This window comes from Allobosea thiooxidans, assembly GCF_900168195.1.
In the GTDB taxonomy this organism is placed as follows: Bacteria; Pseudomonadota; Alphaproteobacteria; order Rhizobiales; family Beijerinckiaceae; genus Allobosea; species Allobosea thiooxidans.
Genome location: NZ_FUYX01000002.1, coordinates 199,351 through 211,721, shown reverse-complemented (window position 1 = coordinate 211,721; position 12,371 = coordinate 199,351). Strand labels below are relative to the sequence as shown.

General features: G+C 66.5%; 10 protein-coding genes. 8 read left to right on the top strand and 2 right to left on the bottom strand.

What is annotated here, in order from left to right; all coding sequences use genetic code 11:
• Window positions 1-131: 131 nt before the first annotated feature.
• Window positions 132-1,010: a GntR family transcriptional regulator gene (locus tag B5Y19_RS04080; RefSeq protein ID WP_055729052.1), complete on the bottom strand. Its 879-nt coding sequence runs from the start codon at window positions 1,008-1,010 to the stop codon at window positions 132-134.
• Window positions 1,011-1,092: 82 nt separating this feature from the next.
• On the opposite strand from B5Y19_RS04080, the gene B5Y19_RS04075 reads away from it, so the two are divergent.
• From B5Y19_RS04075 to B5Y19_RS04065, 3 genes are all read left to right on the top strand, one after another.
• On the top strand, window positions 1,093-2,235 hold the full coding sequence (locus B5Y19_RS04075) for a C45 family autoproteolytic acyltransferase/hydrolase (RefSeq protein WP_079591139.1): 1,143 nt from the start codon (window positions 1,093-1,095) through the stop codon (window positions 2,233-2,235).
• 44 nt (window positions 2,236-2,279) lie between these two features.
• Window positions 2,280-3,833 carry an ABC transporter substrate-binding protein gene (locus B5Y19_RS04070; protein ID WP_244555474.1) on the top strand — a complete coding sequence of 518 codons (1,554 nt, stop codon included), beginning with the start codon at window positions 2,280-2,282 and terminating at the stop codon, window positions 3,831-3,833.
• Window positions 3,834-3,923: 90 nt separating this feature from the next.
• Entirely contained in the window at window positions 3,924-5,465 is a 1,542-nt protein-coding gene (locus B5Y19_RS04065; RefSeq protein ID WP_055729055.1) for an ABC transporter substrate-binding protein, read from the top strand.
• Here B5Y19_RS04065 and B5Y19_RS04060 read toward each other — a convergent pair.
• Window positions 5,449-6,141, bottom strand: coding sequence for a GntR family transcriptional regulator (locus tag B5Y19_RS04060; RefSeq protein WP_055729056.1), 693 nt, complete (start codon window positions 6,139-6,141; stop codon window positions 5,449-5,451). The genes B5Y19_RS04065 and B5Y19_RS04060 overlap by 17 nt on opposite strands.
• 107 nt (window positions 6,142-6,248) lie before the next feature.
• Between B5Y19_RS04060 and B5Y19_RS04055 the strand changes: the two genes are divergently transcribed.
• The 5 genes from B5Y19_RS04055 to B5Y19_RS04035 are packed head-to-tail and all read left to right on the top strand — an operon-like array spanning window position 6,249 to window position 12,239.
• Window positions 6,249-7,133 (top strand): alpha/beta hydrolase family protein, encoded by an 885-nt coding sequence (locus tag B5Y19_RS04055; RefSeq protein ID WP_244555473.1) that lies wholly within the window; start codon window positions 6,249-6,251, stop codon window positions 7,131-7,133.
• Between the two features lie 29 nt (window positions 7,134-7,162).
• On the top strand, window positions 7,163-8,704 hold the full coding sequence (locus tag B5Y19_RS04050) for an ABC transporter substrate-binding protein (protein WP_055729057.1): 1,542 nt from the start codon (window positions 7,163-7,165) through the stop codon (window positions 8,702-8,704).
• 60 nt (window positions 8,705-8,764) lie between these two features.
• Window positions 8,765-9,709: an ABC transporter permease gene (locus B5Y19_RS04045; protein WP_055729058.1), complete on the top strand. Its 945-nt coding sequence runs from the start codon at window positions 8,765-8,767 to the stop codon at window positions 9,707-9,709.
• A 50-nt stretch (window positions 9,710-9,759) separates the two neighbouring features.
• Window positions 9,760-10,578 carry an ABC transporter permease gene (locus tag B5Y19_RS04040; protein ID WP_055729127.1) on the top strand — a complete coding sequence of 273 codons (819 nt, stop codon included), beginning with the start codon at window positions 9,760-9,762 and terminating at the stop codon, window positions 10,576-10,578.
• A complete protein-coding gene (locus B5Y19_RS04035) occupies window positions 10,575-12,239 on the top strand; it encodes an ABC transporter ATP-binding protein (RefSeq protein ID WP_055729059.1) in 1,665 nt (554 codons plus the stop codon). Before B5Y19_RS04040 ends, B5Y19_RS04035 begins: the two co-directional genes overlap by 4 nt.
• Window positions 12,240-12,371 lie beyond the last annotated feature (132 nt).

Sequence of the window (12,371 nt, the reverse complement as noted above, 5' to 3'; positions counted from 1 at the left end):
CGTTCAAGACGTGGATGCTCGCCACAAGGGCGAGCATGACGGGAACTGGAACAAGGGCGTGGTCAAGGGTTCCGGCCTCGGGCCTTCGGCCTGCCCCGGAATGACGGAAAGATATCGCGCCAAGCGATTCTCTACTCCACCTTGACCATCCGCTTGAGCTTGCTCGCCCGCAGCAGATGGCTGCGCATCAGCGCCGAGGCGACCTCGTTCTCGCCAGCCTCGAGATGGTCGAGCATGGCCATATGCTCCGAGCAGTTCACCCGCACGCGCTCCATGCCCTGGTCCCAGTCATAGTTCGACAGGCGCCTGAGCTGATTCTGCCGCCGCATCGCCGAATGGAAGAAACGATTGCCGGTGGCGGCGGCCAGCCCCTCGTGGAAATCGGCGTTCATCTCGTAGAAAGCGATGCTGGAGGATTCGCGCCAGGGTCGCTGCAAAGCCTCGATATGCCGCACCCGCATCTCGGCGATCCAGCCGGGCTCGAGATGGAAGCCCGGTTCGAGCATCGCCATCGGCTCGATCAGCAGGCGGAAACGGTAGCTCTCGTCGCGCAGGCGCTGGTCGCGCGGCTCGTGCAGGAAGCGCCAGCCATAGCCCGGCTTGCGCTCGACCATGTCGAGATCGGCGAGGCGTGCGAGCAGCTTCTGCGCCTCCGGCCGGCCAAGCTCGTAGCGCCGCATCACCTCGAGTTCCGAGACCTGATCCGGCAGCAGGCCGTTCTCGCGCTCACGGGCCAGCCTGACCATGGCGAGATCGACCGTCTCCGGCGGCCGCGTGCTGTCGCTCGCCGCCGGCAGGCTCAGGATCTCGATGCCTTTGTTGAGGTGCCGGCGCACCACGCCCTGCTCGGCCAGATGGTCGAGCGCCGCCCTGACCGGCGTGCGCGAGACGCCGAGACGACGCGCCGTCGCGTTCTCGTTGAGCCAGGCCCCGGCGCCCAGCGCGTCGTCGCGCACCAGTTGCAGGATGCGCTCGGCGATCTCCTGTTGCAGCCGTGTCGGCGACGCCATCGGAAGACCCTTGATTGTCTTAGTTGATAATGAAATACATTATGGATCGCGATCACGCCAGCATATCGGAAAGACGTCCGTCATGGTCCAGCCCTGCCCCTTCGTCGATGTCTCGGGCACGCCCTATGAGCGCGGCCGGCAGCACGGCGCCGCCGTTCCCGCCCGGGTCAAGCGCTCGATCGAGCTCTATGGCGGCCAGCTCGGCGAGCTCGGCTACGACGCCAAGGCGAAATCGGCCCTGATCGGCGAGTTCGCCAAGGAGATCGAGGCGTTCGGCGCGCACTACATCGAGGAGATGCGCGGCATCGCCGACGGCGCCGGGGTCGCGCTCGAAGACATCGTCATGGTCAATGCCCGCACCGAGGTGATCGCCAAGGCGCGCCTGGTCAAGAACAAGCCGGTCGAGGCCAAGGAAGAGCTCGACGACGGCTGCACCGGCGCGATCATCCTGCCGGAGCGCAGCGCTTCGGGCGAGCTGATCCACGGCCAGAACTGGGACTGGAAGGCCGAATGCGCGGAGACGGCGATCGTGCTGCGCGTACGCCGCGATGACGGCCCGGATTTCCTGACCTTCGTCGAGGCCGGTGGCCTCGCCCGCTGCGGCATGAACGCCGCCGGCATCTCGATCACCGCCAACTATCTCGAATCCGAGCGCGACTTCACGCAGGCCGGCGTGCCGCTCGCCCTGATCCGCCGCAAGGTGCTGGAGCAGGAGCATCTCGCCTTCGCGATCAAGGCCGTGGCGACGACGCCGAAGGCCTGCTCGAACAACATGATGCTCTCGACCGTGAAGGGCTTCGGCATCGATTTCGAATGCGCCCCGGACGAGGCCTTCCCGCTCTATCCGCAGGACGGCATGATCGTTCACGCCAATCACTGGGTCGGCCAGATCGCGCTGACCAAGATCCGCGACACCGGCATCCCGCGCGTGCCGGAGAGCTTCTACCGCGACTGGCGCGTCCGCAAGCTCCTCGACGAGGCCGGCCGCAAGCTGACCGTCGACGATTTGAAACAGGCCTTCTTCGACGATTTCCTCTCGCCCTATTCGGTCTGCCGCCCGGCCCGCCCGAACGAGCAGGGCAATCTCTCGGCGACGGTCGCCATGGTGATCATGCAGCCGGCGAAGGGGATCATGGAGGTCGCGCCGCTGCCGGCTCAGAACCGCGTCTTCACCCGCTACAGCCTGACCGAGGACCCCGTCCTCCTCGCCGAAGCAGCGGAATAACCGTCAGCACCGCGTCACAACCGAAAAAACAACAGGGGAACATGATGCGCCAAACCACCAAGACCGCTCTCGCTGTCGCGCTGCTATGCGGCGGCCTCGGCCAGGTCGCCGAGGCGAGCACGCTCAAGATCCAGCTGCGCGCCGACATCCGCTCGATCAACCCGGGCGTCAATCGCGACGCCAACACCGACGGCGTCGTCGTGCAGATGGTCGAAGGCCTCGTCGCCTATGGCGAGGACGCCCTGCCGAAGCCGCTGCTGGCCGAGAAGGTCGAGATCTCGCCGGACGGCAAGAGCTACACCTTCACCCTGCGCCAGGGCGTCAAGTTCCATAACGGCGCGGCCCTGACCGCGGCCGACGTGTTGTGGAGCTGGAACCGCTACATGGACCCGAAGACCGACTGGCGCTGCCTGTCGGAATTCGACGGCCGCGGCCAGGTCAAGGTCGAGAAGATCTCGGCACCGAACGACAAGACGGTGGTCTTCGAACTCGACAAGCCGAGCGCGCTCTTCCTCTCCGCGCTCGCCCGCACCGATTGCGCCATGACCGGCATCCTGCACAAGGATTCGATCAAGGCCGACGGCTCCTTCGACAAGCCGATCGGCACCGGCCCGTTCAAATTCGCCGAGTGGAAGCGCGGCGAATACATCAAGCTGGAGCGCTTCGCCGACTACGCCTCTCTGCCTGGCAAGATCGACGGGCTGACTGGCGCCAAGAAGCCGCTGGTCGACGAGGTCCGCTTCCTCGTCATCCCCGACAATGCGACCGCCAAGGCGGCCCTGCTGAAGGGCGATATCGACGTCGTCCCGGACATCGCCAACACCGACATCGCCGAGCTCAAGAAGAACGACAAGGTCAAGACCTCGGTCGTCACCAGCATGGGCCTCGTCGGCCTGATCATCCAGACGCGCGATCCGCTGCTGCAGAACGTCAAGCTGCGCCAAGCGATGGCCGCCGCGATCGATGCCAAGGAGCTGGTCGCCACCATCACCGACGGCATCGGCACCCCGAACAATTCGATCGTGCCCGCGCTCTCCGCCTATTACGGGCCGGTGCAGAAGCAGGGCTGGAAATACGATCCCGCCGCCGCCAAGAAGCTCCTCGCGGAGGCCGGCTACAAGGGCGAGAAGATCGTGATGCTCGCCAACAAGCGCTATCCGGAGAGCTTCGACGCCGCGGTCGTCGCCCAGCAGATGCTGCAGGCGATCGGCCTCAACGTCGAGATCGAGGTGCTGGAATGGGCGACCCAGCTCGACCGCTACAGCAAGGGCAACTACCAGATCCAGGCCTTCCCCTATTCAGGCCGCATGGACCCGGCGCTGAGCTACGAGTCGATGACCGGCCCGAAGGACAAGCAGCCGCGCAAGCTCTGGGACAATCCGGAGGTGCAGGCGCTGCTCGACAAGTCGATGGTCGTGAACGACAAGGCCGAGCGCCAGAAGATCTTCGACGAGCTGCACAAGCGCTTCATCGCCGAAGTGCCGATGGTGATGCTCTATAACGGCATCGTCGGCGGCGCGATCGGCGCCAAGACCAAGGGCTATGTCTCGACGCTGAGCTCGCTGCCGCGGGCCTGGCAGGTCAGCGTCGGCGAATAGCGGCCTCTCGCCTCGTCTTCGAGGCCTCCCAAGAGATCACGGCGCGCCCTGCCGGGCGCGCCGAACGGTTGAAAAGGAAGGGGAACGAGAGTGATCCGCATTTCGGCTTCTGTCCTGGCGCTCGCGCTCAGCGGCGCCGCAGCACAGGCGCAAACCATCAATGTCGCGCTCAATGCCGACATCCGCTCGACCAATCCGGGCGTCAACCGCGACGACAACACCGACGGCGTGGTGCTCCACATGGTCGAGGGCCTGGTCGGCTATCGCGAGAACGGCGCGGTCGCGCCGCTCCTGGCCGAGAAGGTCGAGGTCTCGCCGGACGGGCTGACCTACAGCTTCCATCTCCGCAAGGGCGTGAAGTTCCACAACGGCGCCGAGATGACCTCGGCCGACGTGCTGTGGAGCTGGAACCGCTACATGGACCCGAAGACCGACTGGCGCTGCAAGCCGGAATTCGACGGCCGGATCGGGCTCAAGGTCACCGAGGCAACCGCCCCGGACGCTGCGACCTTCGTGATGAAGCTCGAGAAGCCGAGCGCCCTCTTCCTCGACACCATGGCCCGCACCGACTGCGCCATGGTCGCGATTCTGCACAAGGATTCGGTCAAGCCCGACGGCAGCTGGGACAAGCCTATCGGCACCGGTCCGTTCCAGCTCGCCGACTGGCGCCGCGGCGAATTCGTCCTGCTGAAGCGCTTCGACGGCTACGCCTCACCGCCCGGCGAGAAGCGCGACGGCTATGTCGGCTCGAAGCGCCCCGAGGTCGCCGAGGTGAAGTTCCTCGCCATCGCCGACGGCGCCACCGTCAAGGCCGGCCTGCTCTCGGGCGCGCTCGACGTCGCCGACGTGCCCGATGAGGACGTCCCGGAGATGAAGAAGAGCGGCCTGCAGGTGCTGACCGCGCCGAGCGCGACCAAGCACGGCATCCTGCTCCAGAGCCGCGACCCGCTGCTCAGCGACGTGCGCATGCGCCAGGCGATCGTCTCCGCGCTCGACCAGGACGAGATCGTCGGCGCCGTCTCGAACGGCCTCGGCAAGACCAACAACTCGGCGGTCTACGTCACCTCGCCCTATTACGACGAGGTCCAGAAGAAGCGCTACAGCCACGACCCGGCCCGGACGAAGAAGCTGCTGGCCGAGGCCGGCTACAAGGGCGAGACGATCAAGCTGATCGCCAACAAGCGCTCGACCGTGCCGAGCTATCCGATCGCGATCATGGCGCAGGCGATGCTGCAGGCCGCCGGCATCAAGTCCGAGATCGAGATCCTGGAATGGGCGACCCAGCTCGACCGCTTCTCGAAGGGCAACTACCAGATGATGTCCTTCAGCTACTCCGCCCGGATCGACCCCGCCCAGAGCTACAACCAGTTCTCCGGCCCCAAGGACAAACTGCCCTCCAAGGTCTGGGACAATCGCGAGGCCGATGCGCTGATCGAGAAGGCGACGCTGGTCAGCGACGAGGCGGAACGCAGGAAGATCTTCGACCAGCTCCACGGGATGATGCTGGCCGATGCGCCGCTGATCTTCCTTTACAACCAGGTCGACACGGCCGTGGTCTCCAAGCGCCTGCAGGGCTTTGCCCCCTGGGTCGCCTCGAAGCCGCGGCTCTGGGAGGTCAGCCTGGCGAAGTGACCGCTGCCGGTCGGGCGGGCTCGATCGGGGTCGGGCCGATCGGGGCGCCCTTGATGATGTGGGTCGCGATCAGGGCCGCCAGCCGCTGCCCGTCGCGGGCCTTCAGGGCCGCCATCATCTCGTAGTGCTCGCGGTCGCTCTTCAGCAGCAGCTCGTGCGAGCTCCACACCGTGATCTGCGATCCGCGGCCGCGGTCGCGCAGCCCCCAGATCATCTCCTCCAGCACGGCGTTGCCGCAGAAGGAGTACATGAATTGATGAAAGGCACGGTTGATCTCGCTCTGTTCAGTGCGGCTTCCGGTCAGCACCGCTTGGGAGAACCGTGCCGCGAGCGCCTCCAGCCGTGCGATCGCGTCGTCGTCGATATGTGCGACGATGCCGTCCGCCGCTGCTCTCTCGAGGATGATCCGGGTCGCGAGGATCTCTTCATAGGTCTTCCTGTCGACCTCGGCGACGCGGTAGCCCCGGTTCGGGACATGTTCGATCGTCTTGCGCACGGCGAGTTCGTCGAGGGCGCTGCGCACGTCGAAGCGCGTCGCCTGGAAGCGCTCCTCGAGATCGATCTGGCGGAGCCATTCGCCGGGCCTGAACGCGCGCAGCCGGATCGCCTGCGCGATCTCGTTGGCGAGAACGGCCCGCCGCGTGCTGGTGTTCTTGCGTTTCCGCTCGGACGTCATGAAGGGCTCTCTAGCAGGATTCGCGCGGCGCGACAGAAGTTGGTTGCAGAGCCAACCATAACATGCGACACAATTGGCGCCAATAATTTCGCCAGAGGAGAGTGACCGTGAGCGCCGTGGCAGAACAGACCGGCAAGCCGGAAAACGAGGCGGCCGCGCGCGCCAAGGCGCTCTACGAATATGGCCCGACCTCGATCTATTCGTCGAAGCACGATCCGCGCTTCCCCTACTGCCTCTATGTGCCGCCGAGCCTCGGCGAGGGCAGCGAGAAGCCGGAGCTGATCGTTGCGATGCATGGCACCGGCCGCGGCTTCACCGGCTATCGCGACGCCTTCTCCGCCTTCGCCCGCTGGAACAATTGCATCATCCTGGCGCCGCTCTTCCCGATCGGCGTGATGGGTGATGGCTACCGCGACGGCTTCAAGTACATGCGCGAGGGCAATCTCCGCTACGACCACATCCTGCTCGCCATCGTCGAGGAGGTTTCCGAGCGCTATGGCATCGCCTTCGACCGCTTCGGCCTGTTCGGCTATTCCGGCGGCGGCCACTTCGCCCATCGCTTCCTGATGCTGCAGCCGGGCAAGCTCTGGGGTGTCTCGATCGGTGCGCCGGGCTCTGTCACCCTGCTCGACCCCAGTCGCGACTGGTGGGTCGGCACGCGCAACTTCGCCGAGCTCTTCGGCCAGGAGCTCGACATCCCCGCGATGAAGCGGGTCGCAGTCCAGATGGTCGTCGGCGCCGCCGATCTCGAGACCTGGGAGATCACCCACAAGCCGGGCGGCCGCAACTGGATGCCGGACGCCAACCATGCCGGCGCCAACCGGCCGGAGCGCCTGGCGAGCCTGCGCGACAACTTCGCCGAACACGGCATCGCCGCCCGCTTCGACCTGGTGCCGAACACGCCGCATGACGGCGTCAAGGTCGTGCCCGTCGTCGAGGATTTCTTCGCCGGCGAGCTCCGCCGCATCCGCGCTGCCCGCAAGGCGGCCTGAACAAGCACAACGACAACCGAGGAAACCCCATGAAACGCCTCCTCGCCTCCGCCGCCGCGCTCGCCCTCTCGGCCGGCGCCCTGCACGCCCAGACGCTGACGGCCGTGCTCAACGCCGACATCCGCTCGACCAATCCCGGCGTGAACCGGGACGGCAATACCGACGCCGTCGTGCTGCACATGGTCGAGGGCCTCGTCGGCTATGCCGAGGACGGCTCGGTCGGCCCGCTGCTGGCCGAGAAGGTCGAGATCTCGCCCGACGGCAAGACCTACACCTTCACGCTGCGCAAGGGCGTCAAGTTCCACAACGGCGCCGCGCTGACCTCGGCCGACGCGCTGTGGAGCTGGAACCGCTACATGGACCCGAAGACGGACTGGCGCTGCCTGTCCGATTTCGACGGGCGCAACGGCCTGAAGGTGATCTCGGCCAAGGCGCCGGATGCCGACACCTTCGTCATGGAGATCAACGAGCCGAACGGGCTCTTCCTCGACTCGCTCGCCCGCGCAGATTGCGGCGGCACGGCCGTGATCCACAAGGATTCGGTCAAGGCCGACGGCAGCTGGGACAAGCCTATCGGCACCGGCCCCTTCATGCTCGGCGAATGGAAGCGCGGCCAGTCGGTCCAGCTTCTCGCCTTCGACCAGTACGTCTCGCCGAAGGGCGACAAGCGCGACGGCTATATCGGCTCCAAGCGGCCACTGGTGAAGGAAGCCCGCTTCATGGTCATTCCCGACGCGGCGACGGTGAAGGCCGGCCTGATGGCGGGTTCGCTCGACATGGCGCTGATGCCGGAATCGGACGTGCCCGACCTCAAGAATGCCCCGAATGTCGCGCTCGCGATCGCGCCGAACCCGGTCCGGCACAGCCTGATCATCCAGACGCGCGACCCGGTGATGAAGAACCAGGCCCTGCGCCAGGCGATCGCCGCCGCGATCGACTTCCCCGAACTCGTCGCCAATGTCTCGAACGGCCTCGGCAAGCCCAACAACTCGCCGATCTACCTGACCTCGAAATATTATGGCGACGTCGAGAAGCAGGGCTTCAAATACGACCCCGCCGCGGCCAAGGCGCTGCTGCAGAAGGCCGGTTACAAGGGCGAGAAGATCACGATCCTCGCCAACAAGCGCTCGAGCGTGCCGAGCTTCAACACCGCGGTCATCGCCCAGGCGATGATGCAGGCGGCCGGCATCAACGCCGAGATCGAGGTGCTGGAGTGGGCGACGCAGCTCGACCGCTACAACAAGGGCAACTACCAGATGCAGGCCTTCTCCTATTCGAGCCGCTTCGACCCCGCGCTCGGCTTCGAGCAGATCTCCGGCCCGAAGGACAAGCAGCCGCGCAAGGTCTGGGAGGATCCGGAAGCGCTCGAGCTGATCCAGAAGTCGATGGTGGTGACCGACACCGCCGAGCGCCAGAAGATCTTCGACGAGCTGCACAAGCGCTTCATCGAGCAGGTGCCGACCATCTTCACCCATAACGACCTGGACATCATCGCTCACTCCAAGCGCGTGAGCGGCGTGACACCGTGGGCGTCGCAGCTGCGCGTCTGGGAGGTTAGCGTCGCGAAGTAAGGCGGCGAAGCCGGCCTCGGCAACGGACGAGGCCGGCGGCAAGGCTTGGGAGGGCCCTTGATGTTTCGATTTGCGCTGACGCGGATCGCGATGGCGTTGCCGACGCTGCTGATCGTGGCGGTGTCCGTCTTCGTCCTGATCCGCCTGATCCCGGGCGATCCGGCCCAGTTGATGCTGGGGGATCTGGCGACGCCGGCGAGCCTGGCCGATCTCCGCGCCCGGCTCGGGCTCGACCAGTCGCTCCCCGTTCAGTTCGGGATCTGGTTCGGCAATGTGCTGAGCGGCGATTTCGGCCAGTCGATCTCGTCGCAGCAGGCGGTTCTGCCGCTGATCCTGCAGCGCTTCTGGGTCTCCTCTCAGATCGTGCTTGTCGCGGTGCTGCTGGCGAGCTGCGTCGCGGTGCCGGCCGGCGTCATCGCTGCCTGGAAGCAGGACAGCCCGCTCGATCTCGGCCTGGTCGCGACCGCGACGCTGCTGCTCTCGATCCCGACCTTCTGGCTCGGCCTGCTGCTCCTGCTGTTCTTCGGGCTCAAGCTCGAATGGCTGCCGGTGGTCGGCTATGTCTCGATCGCCGAGAACCCCTGGGCCGGCATCCTCTATCTGGTCATGCCGATCATGACGCTGTTCCTGCACGAGATCGGCGTGATCCTGCGCATGGCCCGCGCCTCGACGCTGGAGGTGCTCAGGCTCGACTACATCACCCATGCCCGCGCCAAGGGCCTGTCGGAGGGCGCCGTGCTCTGGCGCCACGCCTTCAAGAACGCCTTCGGCCCGACCTGGACCCTGATCGGCCTCGTGCTCGGCAACCTGCTCGGCGGCATCGCGGTGGTCGAGACGGTGTTCACCATCCCCGGCCTCGGGCGCCTGCTGGTCGATGCGATCTTCGCGCGCGACTATCCGGTGATCCAGGGCTGCATGCTCTTCGTCGCCTTCACCTATGTGCTGGTGAACCTCGTCATCGACCTCTGCTACCCGGTCTTCGATCCAAGGGTGACCGCCCAATGAGCAGTGACAGCACCCTGGGCACCGGCGCCTCCGTGAAGAAGGCCCGCCGCATGAAGCCCCCGGCCCCCAATGCGATCGTCGGCGGCACGCTGATCGGCATCCTTCTCCTGGCCGCCGGCACCGGCGCGCTTTGGACGCCCTATGATCCGCTCAAGCTCTCCTTCCGCGAGAAGCTCGCGGCGCCCTCCGCGCTGCACTGGCTCGGCACCGACGAGTTCGGTCGCGACGTGCTCTCCCGCCTGATGGCGGGTGCCGCGACCTCGGTCTGGATCAGCATCCTGACGGTTACGCTCGCCGTGGTGATGGGCACCACGATCGGCCTGTTCTCCGGCTATATGCGCGGCTGGACCGACCGCATCATCATGGCCTTCAACGATGCGCTGCTCGCCTTCCCCGGCATCCTGCTGGCGCTCGGCCTGCTCGCGGTGGTCGGTGCCAACAAATACGGCATCATCGTCGCGCTGGGCATCGCCTACACGCCCTCGGTCGCCCGCGTCGTGCGCGGCACGGTCTTGTCGCTGCGCGAGCGCGAGTTCATCGCCGCCTCGCGCGTGATGGGCAACTCCGAGGGCTTCACCATGGCCCGCCACATCCTGCCGAACTGCATCGCGCCTCTGACCGTGCTGGCGACCTCGATGTTCGGCTACGTCCTGCTGGCCGAGAGCGCGCTCTCCTTCCTGGGCCTGGGCGTGCCGCCGCCGGCCCCGACCTGGGGCAACATGCTCGCCGGTTCCAGGCCCTATATCGGCCAGGCCGTCTGGCTCGGCATCTTCCCGGGCCTGTGCATCTCGCTGACCCTGCTCGGTATCAACCTGCTCGGCGACGCCGTGCGCGACAGGCTCGACCCAAGGATGAGGGGCTCGCGATGAACACCACCGCTGCTCCCCTGCTCGACGTCGCCGGCCTGACGCTGAAGATCGGCGGCTCCGGCCGCACCGTCGTCAACGACGTCTCCTTCCAGGTCTTCCCGGGCGAGATCGTCGGCATCGTCGGCGAATCCGGCTCGGGCAAGACGCTCGCGGCCCGGGCGGTGATGGGCTTCATCCCGCCGGCGGTCCGGCTCGAGGGCGGCACGATCCGCTTCGACGGCCAGGACGTGATGGCGATGAGCGGCAAGGATCTGCGCGCCATGCGCGGCTCCAAGGTCGGCATGGTCTTCCAGGAGCCGATGACCTCGCTCAACCCCTCGATGCTGATCGGGCGCCAGCTCGACGAGGGCCTGGCGCTGCACCGCAAGCTCGACGCAGCTCAGCGCCGCGCGCTGATCCTCGACATGCTCAAGCGCGTCGGCCTGCGCGATCCGGAAGGGGCGCTCACCGCCTATCCGCACCAGTTCTCCGGCGGCATGCGCCAGCGCATCATGCTAGCCTCGGTGATGCTGCTGAAACCGGCCTTGCTCCTCGCCGACGAGCCGACCACAGCGCTCGACGCGGTGGTCCAGCGCGACGTCATGGAGCTGATGGTCGAACTGACCCAGGCCAATCACACCGCCGTGCTCTTGATCTCACATGATCTCGGCATGGTCGCGCGCTATTGCAGCCGCATCGTCGTGATGTGCCAGGGCGACGTGGTCGAGCAGGGCAAGGCCGAGGACATCCTGGCCCGCCCGCAGCACCCCTATACCCGCAAGCTGCTCTCGGCGATGCCGCATCGCCTGCCCGCACGGCTTCTGCCGCAGGCGAAGACGCCGATCGTCGCGGTCCGCGATCTCGTCGTCGAGTACCCCGGCCGGCAGGGCTTCTTCCGCAAGGAACAGGCCAAGCGCGCGCTTCACGGCATCAGCATCGACGTGCAACCGGGCGAGGTCGTCGCGGTGGTCGGCGGCTCGGGCTCGGGCAAGACCACGCTCGGCCAGTCGATCGCCGGGCTGGTCAAGCCGGCCGGCGGCGAGATCCGTTTCAACGGCAAGCCGATCGCCAGGAGCGACGCTGCCTATTGGGACTATCGCCTCAACTGCCAGATGGTGTTCCAGGACCCCTACTCCTCGCTCGACCCGCGCATGACCATCGGCCAGCTGGTTGGCGAGCCGCTCAGGCTCGTGCCCGATCTCGGCCCGGCGCAGAAGAAGGCGCGGGTCGCCGAGGTCCTGGCCGAGGTCGGCTTGAGCGACGGCTTCGCCGAGCGCTATCCGCACGAGCTCTCGGGCGGCCAGCGCCAGCGCGTCGCCATCGCCCGCGCGATCGTGCGCCGGCCGAATTTCGTCATCGCCGACGAGCCGGTCTCGGCACTCGACGTCACGGTCCGCGCCCAGGTGCTCGAGCTCTTCGACGAACTCCAGAAGAAGCACGGCTTCTCCTGCCTGTTCATCAGCCATGACCTCGGCGTGGTCGAGCAGGTCGCCGACCGCGTCATCGTCATGCAGGATGGACGCATCGTCGAGGAAGGCCCCCGCGACGACATCTTCGACAATCCGCAGCACCCCTATACCCAGAAGCTCCTCGCGGCCGTGCCCGGCCTCGAAAGCACCGGCGAAGGCGGCGTCAGGCTTTTCTGGAGACGCGCCGAGAACGACGCTTCGATCGTCGGCTGAGACCAACGCAACAGGCTGCCCGTCATTGCGAGCGCAGCGAAGCAATCCAGGAGACCGGCCCGAACGGTACGACCCGGTCCCTGGATTGCTTCGTCGCTTACGCTCCTCGCAATGACGGGAAGCAGGCGCATT